The sequence below is a fragment of the Microbacterium rhizosphaerae genome, from assembly GCF_034120055.1.
Classification (GTDB): Bacteria; Actinomycetota; Actinomycetes; order Actinomycetales; family Microbacteriaceae; genus Microbacterium; species Microbacterium rhizosphaerae.
Map to the genome: position 1 here is coordinate 1,975,779 of NZ_CP139368.1, position 18,405 is coordinate 1,994,183.

The 18,405-nt window shown below is 64.5% G+C and carries 17 protein-coding genes and 1 pseudogene; 9 read left to right on the top strand and 9 right to left on the bottom strand.

Annotation, left to right across the window (positions count from 1 at the left end):
• Positions 1-2: 2 nt before the first annotated feature.
• From SM116_RS08720 to SM116_RS08735, 4 genes are all read right to left on the bottom strand, one after another.
• Positions 3-491 (bottom strand): hypothetical protein, encoded by a 489-nt coding sequence (locus tag SM116_RS08720; protein WP_320944042.1) that lies wholly within the window; start codon positions 489-491, stop codon positions 3-5.
• Between the two features lie 483 nt (positions 492-974).
• A complete protein-coding gene (locus SM116_RS08725; RefSeq protein ID WP_320944043.1) occupies positions 975-1,325 on the bottom strand; it encodes a hypothetical protein in 351 nt (116 codons plus the stop codon).
• 265 nt (positions 1,326-1,590) lie between these two features.
• A complete protein-coding gene (locus tag SM116_RS08730; protein WP_320944044.1) occupies positions 1,591-2,079 on the bottom strand; it encodes a hypothetical protein in 489 nt (162 codons plus the stop codon).
• A 57-nt stretch (positions 2,080-2,136) separates the two neighbouring features.
• Entirely contained in the window at positions 2,137-2,706 is a 570-nt protein-coding gene (locus SM116_RS08735) for a hypothetical protein (protein WP_320944045.1), read from the bottom strand.
• A gap of 381 nt (positions 2,707-3,087) precedes the next feature.
• Between SM116_RS08735 and SM116_RS08740 the strand changes: the two genes are divergently transcribed.
• Both SM116_RS08740 and SM116_RS08745 read left to right on the top strand, forming a co-directional pair.
• Positions 3,088-3,375, top strand: a complete 288-nt coding sequence (locus SM116_RS08740) for a hypothetical protein (protein WP_320944046.1) — start codon at positions 3,088-3,090, stop codon at positions 3,373-3,375.
• Positions 3,376-3,633: 258 nt separating this feature from the next.
• Positions 3,634-5,760, top strand: coding sequence for a GmrSD restriction endonuclease domain-containing protein (locus SM116_RS08745; protein WP_320944047.1), 2,127 nt, complete (start codon positions 3,634-3,636; stop codon positions 5,758-5,760).
• A gap of 214 nt (positions 5,761-5,974) precedes the next feature.
• Here the strand turns inward: SM116_RS08745 and SM116_RS08750 are convergent, their stop codons facing one another.
• The gene (locus SM116_RS08750) at positions 5,975-6,271 is read right to left on the bottom strand and encodes a hypothetical protein (RefSeq protein ID WP_320944048.1); all 297 of its coding nucleotides are present in this window, start codon (positions 6,269-6,271) and stop codon (positions 5,975-5,977) included.
• A gap of 619 nt (positions 6,272-6,890) precedes the next feature.
• Between SM116_RS08750 and SM116_RS08755 the strand changes: the two genes are divergently transcribed.
• Both SM116_RS08755 and SM116_RS08760 read left to right on the top strand, forming a co-directional pair.
• Complete coding sequence (locus SM116_RS08755; RefSeq protein ID WP_320944049.1) at positions 6,891-7,754, top strand: hypothetical protein; 864 nt, start codon at positions 6,891-6,893, stop codon at positions 7,752-7,754.
• Positions 7,755-7,794: 40 nt separating this feature from the next.
• A pseudogene (locus SM116_RS08760) lies at positions 7,795-8,960 on the top strand (IS30 family transposase).
• A gap of 115 nt (positions 8,961-9,075) precedes the next feature.
• Here the strand turns inward: SM116_RS08760 and SM116_RS08765 are convergent.
• The 3 genes from SM116_RS08765 to SM116_RS18430 form a co-directional block, all read right to left on the bottom strand.
• A complete protein-coding gene (locus SM116_RS08765) occupies positions 9,076-9,213 on the bottom strand; it encodes a hypothetical protein (protein ID WP_320944051.1) in 138 nt (45 codons plus the stop codon).
• Between the two features lie 386 nt (positions 9,214-9,599).
• Entirely contained in the window at positions 9,600-9,836 is a 237-nt protein-coding gene (locus SM116_RS08770; RefSeq protein ID WP_320944052.1) for a hypothetical protein, read from the bottom strand.
• Positions 9,757-10,095 (bottom strand): nuclear transport factor 2 family protein, encoded by a 339-nt coding sequence (locus SM116_RS18430; RefSeq protein WP_430438689.1) that lies wholly within the window; start codon positions 10,093-10,095, stop codon positions 9,757-9,759. The genes SM116_RS08770 and SM116_RS18430 overlap by 80 nt, the downstream gene beginning before the upstream one ends.
• Before the next feature lie 261 nt (positions 10,096-10,356).
• On the opposite strand from SM116_RS18430, the gene SM116_RS08775 reads away from it, so the two are divergent.
• The 5 genes from SM116_RS08775 to SM116_RS08795 all read left to right on the top strand — a co-directional run bounded on the left by SM116_RS08775 (position 10,357) and on the right by SM116_RS08795 (position 16,780).
• Positions 10,357-10,857 carry a peptidoglycan-binding domain-containing protein gene (locus tag SM116_RS08775; RefSeq protein WP_320944053.1) on the top strand — a complete coding sequence of 167 codons (501 nt, stop codon included), beginning with the start codon at positions 10,357-10,359 and terminating at the stop codon, positions 10,855-10,857.
• Between the two features lie 459 nt (positions 10,858-11,316).
• Positions 11,317-11,859, top strand: coding sequence for a hypothetical protein (locus SM116_RS08780; RefSeq protein ID WP_320944054.1), 543 nt, complete (start codon positions 11,317-11,319; stop codon positions 11,857-11,859).
• Positions 11,856-13,949, top strand: a complete 2,094-nt coding sequence (locus SM116_RS08785; protein WP_320944055.1) for a DEAD/DEAH box helicase family protein — start codon at positions 11,856-11,858, stop codon at positions 13,947-13,949. The genes SM116_RS08780 and SM116_RS08785 overlap by 4 nt, the downstream gene beginning before the upstream one ends.
• A complete protein-coding gene (locus tag SM116_RS08790; protein ID WP_320944056.1) occupies positions 13,942-16,302 on the top strand; it encodes a hypothetical protein in 2,361 nt (786 codons plus the stop codon). Before SM116_RS08785 ends, SM116_RS08790 begins: the two co-directional genes overlap by 8 nt.
• A 136-nt stretch (positions 16,303-16,438) precedes the next feature.
• Positions 16,439-16,780 carry a DUF2834 domain-containing protein gene (locus SM116_RS08795; protein WP_320944057.1) on the top strand — a complete coding sequence of 114 codons (342 nt, stop codon included), beginning with the start codon at positions 16,439-16,441 and terminating at the stop codon, positions 16,778-16,780.
• A gap of 172 nt (positions 16,781-16,952) precedes the next feature.
• Here SM116_RS08795 and SM116_RS08800 read toward each other — a convergent pair whose 3' ends face one another.
• The gene (locus SM116_RS08800) at positions 16,953-17,984 is read right to left on the bottom strand and encodes a DUF695 domain-containing protein (protein WP_320944058.1); all 1,032 of its coding nucleotides are present in this window, start codon (positions 17,982-17,984) and stop codon (positions 16,953-16,955) included.
• Positions 17,985-18,405 lie beyond the last annotated feature (421 nt).

An 18,405-nucleotide genomic window follows, 5' to 3' on the forward strand; every position in this document is an offset into this window, starting at 1 on the left:
CTTCAGACGCTTGTCGGCGCGATGGTCGATCGCAGTAGGGCATCGCGTCCGGTCAGGTAATGCTGAGTCAGCAACTCTTGCACTCGCTGTGAGCTTTTCCACCCATCGGCGACACTCACGGCGTCGGCAAACGCCTTCACGCGCGTCTTGAGGTCTTCGACGCCGGCAGGAGTGAGGATTCGTGTCCCAGGCGGCGGTGTCCCTTCGATCAGATAAGTCGACTCAGGGTGAACAAGAACCGGGATCGATGCATCGTGCGCGTTATAGTTCGCCCGATGCCAGCTCACATGCCCGGAGAGCTGATCGAGTTCGGTCTTCTTTATACGGAGGTCTGCCCGCGTTACGCCGGTCTTCAGCTCTATCAGGAGTTGGAGGTCGTCCCGAACGGACCACAGGTCGTCGGGACCGGTGCCGTACACCTTGTCCGGGCGTTCGGCTGCGAAACCGAGGTGAAGCCCGAGTGCCTCGAACGCCGCTTCGGCGTCCGGCACCCGCGCAGGATCAAAGGCCATATCGCCCAGCATCAGTTGGACACCGAGGACCAGTTCAACTCCCGTCGCGTACTTATCCGTTAGGAAGGTACTCGCGGCTTGTGCTTGCTCAGCCGTAGCCCGAAGCCGCTGAACCGGAGGCGTCGATAGTGGAAGGAGCACATTGATGTTGGCGAGGCGGGCTTCGCGGAGACTCGCTTGTGCGCCGTCAGGATTCGTGGCGTGCTGGTAGCGAGCGAGCTCCTCCCGATACCAACCGGAGGGACCGCTGCACGAGTCGGTGACATCTGATTTGGCATGCCCGGGAGGGCGGCCTGGAAGGATGTTGCTGTGCCCAAGCCCTACCCGACCGAGTTTCGTGAGGACGTGATGCGCGTCGCGCAGAACCGCGAGCCCGCAGTGGCCTCGTCGTACCATCGGTTGAGAGTGCTGAGAAAGCGCGAATCACACAGAGCTTGCGGTGGTATGGCCGTTATCTCGTGACTATCGCGTGCGTACGAGGTGAAGTTCTGCGATCCCACCGTCACAAACGCGCCGTCGAAGCAGGACCTTCGCATGCATCCTCGGGAGCGACCGAACTTCTACACGTTTCTGGATGAGGCGCTTGATCGCGAGCAGTTGAGCGCGATACTGCATAGTGCCGCTGGCAGGCGACAGGTCGGTGACGACCGACTGGCACGACTCGTCGAGACGGGAATTGCCCAGTAGATGAACGAGCAACTGCCCAAGATACGGCGTGAAAATGCGGATGCTCGACTGTGCCTGCTTCACGCGCGCTCGCCACTTCGGATACACATCGGCTGCGAGGAACTCGCTGCCCATCTCGGTGGACACGATCAAGAGCTTGGCATGCCGGGTGCCGAGCGGCGCAAGGCCGAGAGTGCGCTGACTCGCGCCCGGCCCTCCTGTCGCGAAGGGTTAAGCGGACCATTCGGACACACACCGGTGTTCGAGACCGGTTTCACGACCGGCCCGAGGCGTCAGTTTCGGGGTTCCCGGGTCATCTTGTGGAGCTGACGGCGGCGCCATTGTGCTCGAGTGCGCTGCCCTGTAGCAACGATGCCGGATGCTGCTCGCCGAGCGCACGGATGCGGGTCGTTCACCGAGTCACGCGCTGGGCGTCCATATGCTGTTCGTGCCACCAGGTGCTCCCGTCGTCGTTGGAACACCACCCGTCCCACTTGAACGTCTCGGAGGCAATGTCGCTGAAGACCCATCTCACGCGGCGGCCGTCAGCCTGAACTCCGACGAGCTCGATGCGATTGCCGTCTTGCTCTGCGGTCAGGACGACGTGTTCCGCAGCTCGAGGGCAGAACCAGACCACGCGCCAGCCGACGCGCGAATCCCACGTGCGGACGGTAGTACCCAACGCGGACCCAGCCGCATTGACAAGGACGTCCTGAATTCCCCGTCCATCGATGATCCAGCCGAACGTCCACACCAGGTCGCTCTCGGACCATGTCTGAGCAGTCTCGCTGTAGACGGCGTTGCGAACCTCCCACTCGCCGACGAATCTCCCGAACAGGGCAAGTTCGGACGCGAACTCCGGTGCTGGCCCATCGGCGACAAGGCTCTGCTGCATGCTCACGCGCACAATCTACTGACCTACCCGACAGCGCGGATGCCGGTCCCTTGACGGGCAATATCACGTGGTGGCGGGTGTTCGTGTGTGCAGTGCGAGGCGCACATAGGGGAGGTGCTCGCGTGCGATGACGACGGTTGTGACGAGGTCGGGTCGAAGTTGGGCGCCGGTCGCGTACACGAAGGGGTCGGTGTCGATCTCGACGGCCGGCACTTCTGCACCGTCGATCTCGAGTGTCGCGGCGTTGATAGACGACACGCCGACCTGCCATGGGCCACCCTCGGTGGGTGCCGGGCCCAGCCCCAGTTCGTTGCGGTAGTGGTTCATCAGGACGTTGTTGGTGTGATCGACGAGCTGCTGCTCGAGCGTGGTGAAGTCCGACGAGTCTCTGCTCCAGCTGGTGCGCACGGCTTCCCACAGGCGGGGGTAGCGCATGATCTCGAGGAACTCGAGTAGCCAGGCGGGGCGCGGCCACGGGGGGACGGTGTCGATGGTCGCCTGCTCATCCGGATCCAGGTGCTTCAGATTCACCGGGTCGTCACGATCGTCCGGGTTGCGCCACAGCCGGTACGTGAAACTCACCGCGAGCTGTGATCGGCCGGCCCCATCAGTCGCCTCCATGATGGCCGGCATGTGCAGGTCCTCGATGGTGGGTTGAGGGGCGAGGCCAATCAGCGGGAAGGGGAGGCCGGCAAGTTGCCGGGCGGATTCCCCACGCGGGTCCGGGGCATTCTCGGGGAGCACACCGGCGATACGCATGCCTCGAGCGTTCCGGATCGTGCCCTGTTGCGCAACGGCCCGTGCGCTCGCAAGGAAGCGCGGAACGGAGATGCACGCCGAGCGATGGACGGTGCTCGTGTGGGCCTAGCCTGCGCGATCGGCTCGGTCGAACACATGTAGTCCTACGTCGTCCCACGGAGTCCGATCGCGGGCCGGCGGTGCGGCGCGTGCGGGTACGTCGCGGTGCATCAAATCGTCGATTCGCAGGTCTTGTAGGGGCTCTATGCTCGCGCTATGAACAGCGCGCTCTCCGGCCTCCGGGTACTTGTCTTCTCCGCCATCATCATCGCGGTTATCTGCATCGTCCTGGGCGTCGCTCTCACAGTGGGGACGGCCAATAGCTACAATCCCAGCGCGTCGCTACTTGCGTACAGCTTCCTCGCCCTCGGCGGCGCCTTTATCCCGATCGCATTTATAGTGGGCGCGATCAGCCTGCACGCGCATGCCGTCACGGCGAAGCCAGCTGCCGCCAGGCTGGCACCTGCTCCTGCTCCCCGCGCCCAGACGCCGCCCGACCGGTAGCTCGAGAACCGCGGGATTCCGCGGATAGCATTCAGCGCAGAAGAAGCCGCTCTGGAGTGGGCGCGGCAAGACCTATCCTGAGGTCAACCAGCGATCGGGCCTGGCTGATCGCGCGACGGTTTCCCGTGCTTCCCCGATCCGCATTCAGCTGCGACGCTGCAGCTTCGAGAACGGCGAACCGCGCCCCATCCGGATCACACGGATATCTCCGGCGGTATGTCACGCGGGCGTGCCGATCTGTACGGAAGGATCGATGTTGTGGAGACCTTCAAGCGAACACCACTGCAGCTGTTCAATCTTCCGCAGCACTTCGTGATCCCGCTCTTTCAACGTCCGTACGTCTGGAGGGAGGAGGACCAGTGGGGACCGCTGTGGAATGACATCCGTCGTATCACCGAGTTGCGGATCGCGGAGCCTCGCTCGAACGCCACGCATTTCTTGGGGGCGGTTGTCATCCAGTCGCACGAGGCTCAGAGCTCCAGGATGACGACGTGGAACGTGATCGATGGCCAGCAGCGTCTGACGACGCTGCAGGTCCTCGCTGACGCCACTTGCGCCCTGCTTGCAGAGGGCGGCGACCTGAGGTTGTCCGGTCAACTGGACCGCCTCACCCACAATGACGAGAGCTTCGTCGAGGAAGGAGACACTCGACTGAAGGTCCGCCATCTCAACAAGGACCGGGCCGCGTTCGACGAGGTGATGTCTGCTGAGCCGCCCGTAGATCATGCCGACCTTGCCCATTCGGAGTCTCAGATCGTCTCCGCGCACGCCTACTTCTCCACCGTCGTGCAGCAGTGGCTCGGCGCGGTTGGATCGGATGACTATGCCGTGAAGGCCAAGGAACTTACGACCGTCCTTCTCGACGGACTCCAGCTGGTGTCCATCGAGCTGGAGGCCTCGGAGAACTCGCAGGAGATCTTTGAGACTCTCAACGCGCGCGGGACACCGCTCACCGCCGCCGATCTGGTGCGCAACTTCGTGTTCCAGCGTCTTGAAGCCGAAGGCGGCGACACGGCAAGGGCGTATCGAGACGATTGGCCGTTCGAGACGAAGTTCTGGATGCGGGAGGTCAGCGTGGGACGCAGCCTCGTCAGCCGCAGCTCGCTGTTCCTCAACCAGTGGCTCATCGCTCGGACGGGCGAGGAAGTCAGCCCGCAGGCGACGTTCAACCGTTTCAAGTCGTACGTCGAACTCGAGTCTGGTCATCTGATGGCCGATCTGCTACCGGTCATCAAGCAGCAAGCACAGCAGTACGAGTGCTGGACCGAAGCTGCCAACCGGCCGGGTGGAAGCCTGGACAGCACGGAGATGGCCGTCTACCGGATGCAGGCGGGTGGGGTAGAGGTCCTCAAGCCGCTGCTGATCTGGTTGCACGAGCCGGGCAGAGGAGTGGCTCCCGATTCCATTGACCGGATCATCCAAGCGGCGGAAAGCTGGGTCGTTCGTCGTCAGTTTCTGCGCCTGTCAGGTAGCGATCTCGGTCGCATCGTCGCGGACGTCATCGCTGCGAACTCGACGGTACCTGCCAGCGATCTTGCGGAGCGCGTCGCCGGTCACCTTGCACGCCTCAACGTCACGAGCACGTACTGGCCTGGCGACGAGGAAATCCGACGGACGTTGGCGACCGAGGCGGCCTATACCCGGTTCCCTCGAGGCCGGCTTCGGATGTTTCTTGAGGCTGCCGAGGACCACTTCCGCGCTGAGACGGGCCAGCCGCAGATCGAGCGCAAGGGCTACCCGATCGAGCATCTCCTGCCCCGAACGTGGAGAGACACCTGGCCCGTTGCGACGCCGGAAGAGGCCGACGCACGGCAGGAACGCGTGAACCGCCTGGGCAACCTGACGCTCCTGACTCGTTCACTGAACTCCAAAATCTCGAACGGCGCGTGGCCCGCCAAGCGATCTGCTTTGCAGGACCACAACACGATCACCCTCACGGGCCGGGTCATCAAGCGAACGGAGCAGCATGCGTGGGATGAGGCGCTGATTGACGAGCGGACCTCGGAGTTGATCGACGTCCTGCTCCGGGTCTGGCCGGTTCCGGAGGGGCACCACGGCAAGGTCGTCGACCCGCAGACCAAGGCCGGCGATTGGGTCGAACTCAAGCACCTGATCGAAGCCGGTCTCCTCGCAGGAGGAGACAAGCTCGTGGCAACCCATCGCGACTTCAAGGGCATGGAGGCCACTGTGACCGCTGACGGGGCGATCGATCTGAACGGCAAGCGATACACGTCGCCGTCAGCAGCTGGTCTCGCCCTCCGAAAGCGCGCGACGAACGGATGGTACTTCTGGGCAGTGGCAGACGGGCGCAGGCTACGAGACGTCCGCACCGAGTTCCAGAACTCCATGCCCCCCGACGAGGAGCTCCAGTTCCCGGTCGAGTAGCCCTACGAAAGAGGCACAAGCCGCGCCCGGATCCGACCCCGCCACCGATAAGTCGTGCACGGATGCTCAACCGGGGCCATTGCCCGACAAGGTCAGTAGCGAGCGCCCCTTGAGGAGCACGCTGTCGATCCCTTTGCGTGCAGGGCACGTAGGAGGGGCCAGGTCGCGCACCGGCTGGCGCCGGGAGTCGATGACGCCGGCCGGACGCGGCGGTTCAGTTCTTGAGGATCGCAAGGATCCGACGCGCGGTCTTTGCTGTCGTGTGGAACATCGCGAGGACCATGAGCACTGGCGCGGCAATGCGCTCATGAATCCGGCGGGTGCCGATTACGCCGCTCTTGCGGACTAGTGGTGCGGATACCTCGAGCAGCTTGAGCATTCGACGTTCGTACCCCGGGGCGAAGGCCAGCGCGATCGCCAATAGGAAGACCAGGCGTGAAAGGAAAGCGGCGACCAGGATGATCGCCATGACGGGCAGAATGTCGTGAAGGTAGCTGAACAGAATGTCCATGAGGCACGTCTCCAGAAGCGCCTGCCTGTCGGCGCTTCTCAGGACGGCTCTCATGGAGCTCTGGGATTGTCAGGTCAGCCGGCATGCAACATGCGAACTGGAGCTTCGTTGGGATCTGAAGTCGATCCGTTGGGCTCGTCACAGGCGACGAACAGGTCTGCTCGAGAGGTTATAACAGCCCTGGGTGATGACTATTCCCAGCAGCGTCACTCGGTCGCGAACAGGGCTCAGCTTGAGTGCTTGAGCGCAGCGATGTTCGCGGCGCGGTACGCCTCGCGATCCCCTTTACGGGCAGTGCTCGAAAGCCGAACTGTCGCGTGCATCGATCTGCCCCTCGTGGTCGGGGACTCGCTCCCGCTGAAGTAGATGTAGACATCTGACGATGTTGCACGATCACTCACCAGCGGATGTGTTCACGACCCTGCTGGACCCCCTGAACCCCAGCGGTTGCGACGTTGAGTAGAAACCACCACGCCGAAAGCGTTCCGAGTTTGAGCGCCGCCGACGCTCAGAGCCTCGTGACCAATCGGCCGTGACGTGCACGGGTCGTCACCGTCCGAACTGAGACCCTGATGCGAGCGCCGCCGCCACCCAAGTGACGACGGAGGAAGATGTCGACGTGGACATGCGGGAGTTTGACGTCCCTCTCGATAAGACGACACGCCTGAGACTGAGGAGCGGTCTCCTCGGACTGGCGGGGGCAGCCGAATCGATGGTGAAGCGTGGGGTGCGAGTGAAGACCTACGACACTTCGGTCGGTCGACTCGACGTGTCCTTTGTCGCCGACCAATCCCTGCTGCTCAGCCTTCTGTCGGCTGCCGACCACCTACGCGCTCTCGGAAAGCTCATCGTTGAGCCACGGGTCACGGTGACGCTCAGTTCGGCGTCGCGAGGCGCTATTGAGTCGCTGGCGCGCGGTCATTGGATAGCGAGCGGTGTCGACGGCACTGACGTGTCTGCCCGGGCGCTGACGCTGCTTCGAAGAGATGCTGTAGCTTCCAGGACCGCCAACTCGTTGCCGACGTACCAGGACCCCGGTTCCGCAGCGGAGCTCTCCGCCGACAAGTACCTCGCGCTGCTCGACTCCGCACTCGAGGCCGTCGGCGGCGTGATCCGTGACGCGCCACGGGCGACAGACCTATCCACGCGGCTCCTTGAAGCAGCGTTTCCGAACATGCCGGGCAGGCAGAAGTACGCGGAGCTGTCTGCGATCGCACACGGCGGCGGCGCGACCGTTGGCCTGTATGCGACAGGAGTGGGAACACTGCGCCTACCGCAATTGGCGGCACTGAATGTCATCGGCCCCGCGATCGGGTGCGCCGACGAAGGGGTGCCGACTATAGCGGCAGCGCCAGTCTCACTATTTCGCAACGACGCCATTCGGGAGATCTGGCAACCTGCAGTCCGGCGGATCGCTCCTTTGGTAGACGACCTTCGAGGCCGAGACCTTCCGGGTCAACCACCGCCGTTGCGAAGTCAGTGACCCATCCTTGGGTTCTTGCTGTGGTCGCAACACTTAGCGGGTGGAGAGTGTTGTGGCGGAGTTGGCGTTGCGGTTTCGGTTGGATCTGGTCCAGCGGGCGTGGGAGGGTTTCAGGCCGGGTGGTTCGCGAGTGAGGTCGGCGAGCGGATCGGTGTGAACCGGACGACCGCGAAACGGATGCTCGTCGCCGCCGGCGGCGTCAGACCCCGACGGGGCCGGAACCTGCAGGGCCGATATCTGTCCTTCGCCGAACGGGAAGAGATCGCGGTCGGCGTCGCCGCCGGCGAATCAGTGCGGTCGATCGCGCGGCGGATCGGGCGGGCGCCGTCGACGGTGTCGCGGGAGCTGTCCCGGAACGCGACGCGTGGCCGGTATCGGGCGTCGGTGGCGCAGATGTCCGCGTTCGAGCGGGCGAGCAGGCCCAAGCCGGCGAAGCTGGCGACCAATCTGCGGCTGCGTGCCAGGGTGGAAGCGGACTTGGCCAAGCGCCGATCACCGGAGCAGATCGCCGGTCGCCTGCGCCGAGAGTTCCCCGATGACCCGGAGATGCGCGTGAGCACGGAGACGATCTACCAATCGCTCTACGTGCAGTCCCGCGGCGCCCTGAAGCAGGAACTGACCCGGTATCTGCGCAGCGGGCGCGCACTGCGCCACCCCAGCCGGAAGGTGGGGCAGCGTAAGAACCGGATCCCGAACATGGTCAACATCTCGCAGCGCCCGCCGGAGGCCAGCGACCGGGCCGTTCCGGGGAGTTGGGAGGGGGATCTGATCATCGGCGCCGGGAACCTGTCCGCGATCGGCACCCTGGTGGAACGGCACTCGAACTTCACGATGCTCGTCCCGCTTCCTGAGGGCTACAAACCCGATCAGGTCGCTCCGGCGCTGACCCGGAAGATCCAGCAGCTCCCGTTGCAGCTGCGCGGCACGTTGACCTGGGACCAAGGACCGGAGATGCGCGACTGGGAGCAGGTCCGCATCGACACCGGCATCGAGGTCTTCTTCTGCGACCCGCACTCGCCCTGGCAGCGCGGCATCAACGAGAACACCAACGGGCTGCTTCGGCAGTACTTTCCGAAGGGCACCCGCCTCGACGGGTTCACCGAGGGCGAGCTGGACGCCGTCGCCTACCAACTCAACGACCGACCCCGCAAACGTCTCGACTACCAGACCCCGAATGAGATCATCAGATCCGTCCTGTTGCGATGACCGCCTGAATCCGCCGGTCCTCCAACGAGCGGAATCTAACCCACGACGAGCGGGCGGCGACCAGGGCCGTCGCGCTTCAAAGAGGATCCCTAATACGAGAGTAGAACGTTGGTTTTCAGACTGCTGGAGTGACGGTGACGTTGTAGCCGAGGTCGCGGAGTTGTCGAATGGCCTTGTTCTTGACCCTGCCGGGGTCGCTGCGGACGTAGAAGTCGGCGCCGAAGTCGGTGTGTCCCTCACCGTTTCGGAGCATGTGCCAGACGGCGACGAGGAGGGTGTGCTCGATCGCGACGACCGCTTTGAGTGGGCCGCAGCGAGATCACGCGTGAGACATGGTCGAACGGACGTCGGGCCACCTCTCAGGTGCGCGCGGTACTGTGGTCGAGATAGGCGAACTTCTCATTCGTCTCGCCCCGGCTGTGTGGTAACGGTCGGGGCTTCTTCTTTGTGTGGATGCGTCTAGGCGTCCGCGCAACCTCATGGCACCGTCGCGCGACGCGGCCTGTCTTGCCCGAAGAGCGCCCCTTTGCGGGGGTGCCTGGTGTGCAGCGGTCGGCAGGAGCCGTTGGCGGTCGGCGTTCTCGTGCCAGTCCATTGCGAGGCGTGCGCAACTTACGGATGTATGCCGGCCCTGCTGCGTCATGAGTGCTGCCGCCGGATCTCCCGTCCCGGCATGGGTTCCGCCAGTGTGATTCGCGCGTCGGGCGCGCCGAACGGGTCCGCGAAGTACTGCGTCTCGTGAGAGACCCGTCCGTCGGCGAACTCCATGATCGACACCGAGAAGCTCGGTGCTCCGTCATAGCTGATGATGCATTCGCTCACCCACAGCGACCCCTCGCCCTGGATGCGCAGGACAGTGAAGTGGCGCTCGGCCATGGCCGCCACGCTGTGCCGCGATCGTCGTGCGCCCATGGAAGCGCTCACCGGACTGCGGATAGTCGAGCACTGCATCGTCGGCGTAGATCGCGTGTTCGGTCGTGACGTCGCCGACGTCCGATGCGTGCCAGTGTTCTTGGATAGCTTGCCTGATCGAGTTCATCGCGTTGTTCTCTCCCGATGAAAGCCGTCGCGTCCGGGGGCCAGGGTACGCCCGCAGAGCTGCTCGTGGCGGTGACGATCGGGAACACTCCGCCATCAGGGATTGAGCACGTCGATAGGCCGGTCGCGGGCCGTGCAGTGCAGTGAGCGGTACTTCTCAGGGCACTTGTACGGACAGCGCATGTCGTGCGTGGCGGCGGCCGCGGCCCAATCACCTCGATGGGTGGTTGACGATGTATCGCATCTGGCACGCGAACTCTCTTCTCTTGCGGAGCCCTTGTCCGCACGGCGGGCCGCAGACGGGCGAGACAACGGCACGGATCAATTGTTTCTGCGGTCTTGACGAAGGAGCAACGCCATGTCCACACCACCCACGATCTCGGAAGGCTCCACCGGCGCCAACGTGCGTTGGGCGCAGTACCTACTCGTGCGGCGCACGCTCAGCTACAACCAGATCGACGGCAACTTCGGGCCGGTCACGAAGACCGCGGTCGAGGAGTTCCAGGGGTACAGCGGCCTGACGGTCGACGGCATCGTCGGACCGCTGACCTGGGCGGCCCTCGGTGGAGACGGACCCGAACCCCCCACCCTGCAGCAGGGCTCGGTGGGCACCGTGGTCGGCCGGTTGCAGACCGCACTGAACGAGGGGCGGGGTGGCTTTGCCCCAGCCAGCAACCCGGTACTCGTCGTCGATGACCACTTCGGGCCAATCACCGCTCAAGCCGTGCGCGGTGCGCAGACGTCGGGCGGGATCACGGCCGACGGCATCGTCGGGCTGCAGACCTGGGCGCTGCCTGTCCATGCGGCAGGTCAAGTGCTCGCCGATCTGTGCGGCGTCCCCGGACCGGGCGGATCGTGACAGGGAGCCGTCGAGAGAGGTCAACTGGGCTCACCGAGAAAGTTCGCAACCGATAGCGGCAGCACGCTGCAGCTCCTCACGTCGAGGTCGGGGAGGCTGGGGCATGACCAATCGTTCCGGGAATCCGAGGCATGACCAAGGTATCCAGGAAACCTGGGCGGGCTCCGTCACCTCCGGACGAACAGCGAACCAGACACTGCAGTAGCGGGTCGTCGACCGTGCACTGGACCGGGCGCGCGGCTCATCCTGATTGTCACCAAGCTGCAACCACACATTCCCTCTCGGCCGGCCACGTGAGCGCCGCGCGACTACTCCGGTGCGATGCGAACTCCCGAGGAGAGCTAGCCTCCTGCCCTGTGGATGTGCAGCACGTTATGTTGTCACCGTGCACCGGAATGGGTACTTTCCACAGGAGGGCTTGTGTACGAGGACGTTCGTTGGGCCGCTCGACTAGCGGACGTGGCCGAGGTCGGCTTCGCCGGAAGCCCGGGAATCGACCGATCCAAGCTGAAGTACCACGCCCTGCGACCCAGTACGCAGTACCGCTCGCTCTGGTGGGAGACGCCGGACGGGGCGACAACCCAGGCTCCAGCCGCCGCCCATCGCGCTGAGCGTGACGTAAGCCCCGCGACTCTCATCCGAAGAACATGGGAGTCGCTCGAACTCCCGGGCACAGCCGCCGACTGGCATTTCACGCTGCTGGACGCGACCAGTCAGCTCTGGCGGTTGCGCACCCGCCAGCCCGAGCACTTGGCGATATGCGAGCAGTTCTGCCGAATCGATATCAACTTGGTCCGGGTCCGCCCTGAGCCTTTCTGGCTCGGCGACTCCGCCGCTAAGGGATTCGTAAGTATTCCGACGTTCGACATCCTGATCAAGATTCTTCGCGCCGTCGACGAACTGGATGAGGCCCTTGATTACGCGCGACTCGGTGTCCCGTTCGGACAGGGAACCGAACGGGAAGTCGAGGAGCTTGAAGTCGCGCTCGGGGCAGGCGTGTGAATCTCCCATTCGATGAGCTCCTGCCTGCTGACAGCTTCCTCGAGGCTGCGTTCCTGCGCTGGGTGTTGACGCCCGTCTGCTTACCGAGCGTGGTTCCCCTGGTCCGTCCGCAACACAGGGTCAGCACCGGTGAGCACGACTACCGCGTCGACTACGCACTCACGGGCCGGGACCTCATCGCGATCGAACTGGACGGCTACGCTTTTCACTCCGATCGCGGCGCATTCACGTACGATCGGCTCCGCCAAAACGACCTGACGACCGTTGGTGCGCGCGTGTTGCGCTTCTCTTACGACGCAATCCGGACTCGTACCGCCTACTGTGCCGAGCAGACAGCCGCGCTACTGCGGACCGACCCTGTCCTCGCCCTGCACGTGCGAAGCTCTATCCACGCCGTTCCGGCCGAGATGCCCGCAGATCCCGCATACGCGCTCGCGCGGGCCAAGCCCTCAACGCCCGACGAACTTCCACTGAACGCGAGCTCCTTCGACCGAGTCCGAACCCGACTTGACCGACGTGTGCTGAGAACCTGCCAGCAGGAAGCGCTTGCCGCGCTCAGTTCGTACTATGCACCCGGCGGACAGAACGCTGCGTGCGTGATGAGCGTCGGCGCTGGCAAGACAGCGCTGGGTGTCGCCGCCACCCTCGCATTCACACGTCACCGCGCCCTGATCGTCACCCCCGGCACCGTCATCCGCGGCACGTTCGACGCCGCACTGGCTGCCACCAAGTCCCGCAGCGTCCTCTATAACTTGCCGTCCGGCCCCCTCCTGCCCGGCGCGAAGGCCCCGAACGTACTCGTTCTCGACAGCAACGACGGTGCGATCTCGAACGTCGCTCGCGAGCAGCTGCTCGCCGCCGATGTGATCGTGACAAACTTCCACGCGCTCGGAGAGGCAGGTGATGACAACCGGATTCTCGGCAAACTGCACCGCGACGAGATCGATTTCGTCGTCATCGACGAGGCCCATATCGCCGCAGCCGATTCCTATCAGCGCCTCTTCCGACACTTCTCCGGTGCGCGGACACTGCTTATGAGCGCATGCTTCCAGCGCTTGGACGGTAAGCCGATCGACGCCGACGTCGTCTACCGTTACCGGCTCATCGATTCAATCCTTGACGGGACGGCGAAGAACCTTCGGGTCCACCGATTCGCGCCGGACACCGAGATGACCGAATACCAGGTCACGCACCCCGATGGTTCAAGGGAGATCATCGTCGGCCGCGAAGCGTTGCTCGATATCCTCCGCCATGAGAACCGGATCGCGAGTATCACCGCGGTCAGCCCCGAACCGATTAGGCGAGTCTTGACCGTCACCAAGCGCTGCCTCGAGCACGCCCGGCCGTTATACCACCCGATCCGGCCGCGCGTCCTAATCGCTGCAGTCGGCCAGGCGCACGCACAGCAGGTCGCGACTATCGCCCGGCAAGTCGGACTCCGTGCCGAAGTCCTGCACCACTCAATGTCCCCCGCGACGGTATCTCACGTCCGCGAACGGTTCGAGTCCGAAGGTGGCGATCTCGACACGATGGTGCAGTTGCGGATGCTCGGGCAGGGCTACGACTTTCCCCCGATCAGCATCGTCGTCCCCCTTCGTCCCTACGGCTCGTTCGCAGAGTTCTACCAGTTCATCGGCCGCGGCATCCGCGTCTTGCAGAACGCCTCCTTGGCAGGTCGCATCGCCCCGGAACAACAAATCCTCGACCTCGTCCTACACACCGAGCTTGGCCTCGACGAGCACCTGGCGACCGTGCTCGCCGAGAACGATATGGACCCGGCCAGCATCCAGGTCGTCGAGGAGACCCTCGCGGAGCACACAGGACTCGATACCATCGCATCCGACGACATCGACCCCACCGAGAGTCCTGACGGGTCCGATATGACCGCAGGGTGGTTGGAGGCCTTCGTCCTCGTCGAGCGTGGCGTCGCCACAGACGAGATCACCTACGCCGACGAGCACCTCGCGGCTCGCCGCGAGGAGCGTGAACTCGAAGCAATCGCGCTCCGCTACGCCGACTACGTCGCCCAAACCGAGAACCCCGTCCCATTCGACGTGTTCGTCGACGTAATCAGGAGAAGCCGTGGCTGAAACACTCGGTCGGCAGCTGCGCAGCGCCGACGGACCCATCCAATGGCTCGCCCTTGAACATGCTGCCGCCACCAACATCTTCGACCCAATCGAGCAGACCCTCCTCGCCGTCATCACCGACATCCTGGCGGGCCGAGAAGCCCTCACCGTTACAGAACGGTCCAACCGAACGCAGACCCTGACGCTTGCCCGGAGCGACTCGGACCTCGTCCAGCAAATTTGGAGCGAAAGGGCGCAACGAGCGCGTGGGGCCTGGTGGCTTCAGGGCGCGCAGACGGACGTCTCCGTCAGTCTCATCGTGCCGCGTCTGATCAAGCTCGGCGACACCGCCCTCGCGTCGATCCCGACGCCGAGAGTGAAGGCCACCCCTGCGGATGGCGCTCTGATGTTCACAGCCGTCGTTCTCGAACCAGGGTTGCGGACGCTGCTTGCCCCGCTCCTGCTACGCACCCTCGCTGTGCCCGCTGATGTCGCCAAGCGACAGGCCGCCTGGTCCGAGCAGCTCAACGCGCTCGACCTCCTAGGGCTGGCAGACGGTCCTACCGGTGACGCAGCCCGGCGCATCGGACCGGGTGGCGACTGGCGGACGCTCGACCGGGCCGGCAGGCAGCAGCTGCGCCTGCAATACCTCGCGGCGCTCAGAACAGATGTCAGCCTCGACACCGTCCGACGGCTGAGAGCCGTAGGACTTGCCGGACTCGTTGACGCCGTATACGCCAAGGCGAAGAAGGCCACCGGGACAGACGATCTCGTGATACCGCTGGCGAGAACCGTCCTGACCAAGACCCACCAACCGGTACTGTCCGCGTGGTTCGGAGGCGACTGGCTCGCTCTGCTTCGCTACCTCGGCGAGAACGCGAATCCGAACGAGCAACTCGTGACGCAACTGCCGGAGACGCCCCTGATCGTCCCCGCCCCGGACGCAGTAGACAAGGTTGCGGCCGACACCGGACTGACCGCTGACGTCGTCGAGGACATCCTGCGCTCCTACCAGGAGCCCAGCCCGGCTGAACGGCCAGCGGCGGACGCCCCCAGCAGTGCCACCTCCCGCCCGCCCGCGAGGACGGGCATCAGCGGTGTCCACGATCGCGTCTCGGTCCTCCATTCGCTCTTCGAGCGCCTCGGAGAGTTGCAGGCGCGCCAGGAGACTTCCGGACCATCCGCGGTTCATGCGCTCACGGACGAGTCCTACGTCCTCGGCGGCGACCTCGTCAACCGCATCAACGAGCTCTGGAGCGGGATCTGCCTCCCGCGATACCCGGAAAAGATCGTCACCCGGCTGAGTCCACTTGACGGGGCGATCGAAGCCGCTGGTGTCGGCCTCACGTTCTGGCACGAGGTCTTTCTCACGTGCTGGTACACGTGCGCCGGCCCGTACGCCCGCGCCGAGATCAAAGACCTCGAGGCGTACTACGGTCGGTACTACCTGCCGGCGCTTGACGACATCGGCTTCGGCATCGATCGGAGCCTGTTCACCGACCTGGTCACCGCGTCGAAGAAGCTTGGCCGCCCCCAGCCGACCACTGACAACACCAGGACCACAGAGGTCGCGCCCGGAATTGCCGTCACGTTCTCGTCATCGTCAGGCTCAACGCGGACGGGCTTCAACTACCTGCGGGACGTCGTCGCCGCGCACCGCGCGGCCTGGATGAACCGGCACCTGGATGCCTACCTCGAGCAAGCCTGGCGTCGGCCAGTCCGGGACGTGGCTCACGAGTTCCAGCGCACCGTTGCCGCGAAGGGCAAGCCACCGACGCACAAACAGTTCGCCAGCGTCGGCGCCAAGGCCGCGACTGCATGGTTCGGAGGCAGCCTGGAAGGGCTGTACGGCGCCATCGGCGAACGCGCGCCCGCCCCCTCCGTACGGATAGACGCGACGAATGGTCGAGCCACGCAGATCCGAGACCTCGTCTTCAGTCGACTCGGCGGCGACACGTTGCGAGCGCGCGCCGACGCCGGAGACATTGACGCACGATACGAAGCTATCGATCTGCGGTATCTGACCCAGCGGAGCGAGAAGTGGATTCAACTACTCGAGACGCTGGGACAGCCGCCGACATCGAAGGACTTCGGTGCGGAAAGGACGACGTGGCGGCCGCTGACTGGAGAGCCTGAGCAGTGCTTCAATCAATTCTCCGCGGCGGTACAGGCCGCTCTCACTGAGAACGCACCGGGTATCGCGGCCGAACTCCCAAACACGGCAGCGCCTAGCCACACAACAATGCCCGAACCCGACGCGCCGCCCCGCCCAGAGGGTCCCCCCATGCCTCCGTCGTCGGGATACCCACCACCGCCGACAAATGCGGTACCCGAGAAGCAGGGCCTGTGGGCACGATTCCGTCGGCGCCCCTGATGTCAACTGCCGGTTCTTGAGCCCGGATGCCTAGTGGCCCGACATCGTGTCGCAAGCCGGTCCTCCAATGATGCGTGTCTGGATCCCGACCGGCTGAGCGCCGCGTCGGACCCCCGAACCCGGGGATGATCGAGTCATGAGACGTCACTGGACACCGCTCGCCTTCACCTACCTCGGGCTCGCGATCGCCGGCCTCATCGGCACCTGGTACTTCAACGTCCTCGCGATCATCCAGGTGCGGGACTACCTCCGCGACCTGGCGACCAGCGGCCCTGCCGTGTCGTCGTTCGGGATCGACCTGCTCGTGGTAGCTGTCGCGGGGAGCATTTTCATCATCGTCGAGGCTCGGCGCCTGGGTATGCGATTCGGCTGGCTGTATGTCGTCGGCGCGGCGCTTACCGCGTTCGCCTTCACTTTCCCGCTGTTCCTCGCCATGCGGCAGCAACGCACTACGGAGCTCGCCAGGGTCGAAGAATGATGCCGCCGTACCGCGGGGCGATGCGGGGCCCGCAATTGATCAGGCGCCGCCGCCGGTGGGGTTCTGCGATGTGAATCGAGGCAGGGAGGATGAGACGGCAACCCGGAAGGACGGATGGGGTCCTGTGCCGGGCATCTCTTGCCCTGCGAATCGTCGATGCGCGGGATCATCGTTAGCCGATCAAGTGGCGTACGAGGCTCCAGCCGGCGTCGTCGCTTGACTCGATCGAGAGACCTTCCTTACCCGACCACACGCGGAGAGCTTCGGCGACGTTCTGGTCCTCGCTGTCGGTATAGACGTGGAACGTGCGTCGGCCAGTCGCGGTCTGGTGTCCGACCACGACTCCACTCGCACCTAGATGCTGGCCGAGTTCATCCTCAAGAGCGCGCAACGTATCCAGCTCGTCACTGCCCAGCGGCAGCCCGTCTTCCCTCGACGCGAACGACATTGTCAGAGCATGGTGTTCGTCAAGTGTTGGATAGTCAAGCCATCGCAAGGCGCGACGATAGCTTGCGAGTCCGCGGTTCCCATTCTCATCATGCCATTGCGCGACCGCCCACTCATCGATGTCGCCTTCTCGCGCAAGCGCTGCCGCCGCAGTGATCAATTCACCGCCGTCCACCACAGCCGGCGGGGTATCAACCACCGCGTCGACCTTCCCCACCCAGCGTTCGACGTCGTCCTCTCCGAGTAGCCAGTCGAGCACCAGGAAGGCCACCTGTGTGCGCATCGAAGCGCTCATATCGGCGAACAGGGGATGGTAGACGGACACATGAAGACGCAGCCGATCAGGGTCGCTGGTGACGCCAAAGCGCATCCGTGCCAGTTCGAGTATCGCCCCGCCGATTTCGAGCGTATTGCTCAGCGCGTCGGGCTCGGCCTCCTTGCTTGAACGAAATTCCCACGTCTCGTCCCGCGGCGGCGCCGCTCGGAGCCACCGCTCGGCGATCGGACGAATGGCGGGGGCACCGTTCGCGGAGACCGTCAGCCTGTGACGGGCGTCCTGCCCAGCGCCGAACTCCCACGTGAGGTCATCGTTGATTGCCCGGACGCGCTGATCGAGTTGATTAACGAGCGCCGACGCCTCATGTGGGTCCACAGAGTGTCCGGTAGCGCGCCACCAGTCCCAGAAGTCGCTGATCGGGTGAGTGACGACGTTGTCGGGGACCGGTCGTGTCCGGCGGAAGAAGGCCACGGCGACCATGTTGACACAGTGGGCAGCGCACGGGAACGCAACCGAGGTGGACCGGCATCGCGTGGCTGCCGGCCGGTGCCTAACTGGTTCGCACGCGGGTGGTTGACCGGGCCGGATGACGACCGGCTACCGCAGTTGTCAGGGTGACGGCGAACGGTGTTCGTTTAGGACGAACGATGATCCGCACGATGAATAGGCCCGATACGGGCGACTCGATCGGCGGAATCGGCCGTGTCGAACGCGACGTGTGCTGATGCGACACAAACGGAGGGGGCGAGGTTCGCCTTGCGCGTCCGGCCCACCGCGAGCGCACCGGCCGTTGGCCTGGTTGACCCTGGAGTAGGCGGTGGCCACCGCCGGAGTCGGACGACGCGCATCTCGAGGCCAGTCGTCTTTTACTCGCTCTTTTCAACCCCAACCGACCCAGAAC

Coding starts and splice junctions, on each gene's coding strand:
- SM116_RS08750 (WP_320944048.1), bottom strand. CDS start 6,271: ATGGACATTCTGTTCAGCTACCTTCACGACATTCTGCCCGTCATGGCG.
- SM116_RS08770 (WP_320944052.1), bottom strand. CDS start 9,836: ATGGCCGAGCGCCACTTCACTGTCCTGCGCATCCAGGGCGAGGGGTCG.
- SM116_RS08735 (WP_320944045.1), bottom strand. CDS start 2,706: ATGCCGGCCATCATGGAGGCGACTGATGGGGCCGGCCGATCACAGCTC.
- SM116_RS08775 (WP_320944053.1), top strand. CDS start 10,357: ATGTCCACACCACCCACGATCTCGGAAGGCTCCACCGGCGCCAACGTG.
- SM116_RS18430 (WP_430438689.1), bottom strand. CDS start 10,095: ATGGCGGAGTGTTCCCGATCGTCACCGCCACGAGCAGCTCTGCGGGCG.
- SM116_RS08795 (WP_320944057.1), top strand. CDS start 16,439: ATGAGACGTCACTGGACACCGCTCGCCTTCACCTACCTCGGGCTCGCG.
- SM116_RS08800 (WP_320944058.1), bottom strand. CDS start 17,984: ATGGTCGCCGTGGCCTTCTTCCGCCGGACACGACCGGTCCCCGACAAC.
- SM116_RS08740 (WP_320944046.1), top strand. CDS start 3,088: ATGAACAGCGCGCTCTCCGGCCTCCGGGTACTTGTCTTCTCCGCCATC.
- SM116_RS08765 (WP_320944051.1), bottom strand. CDS start 9,213: ATGCTCCGAAACGGTGAGGGACACACCGACTTCGGCGCCGACTTCTAC.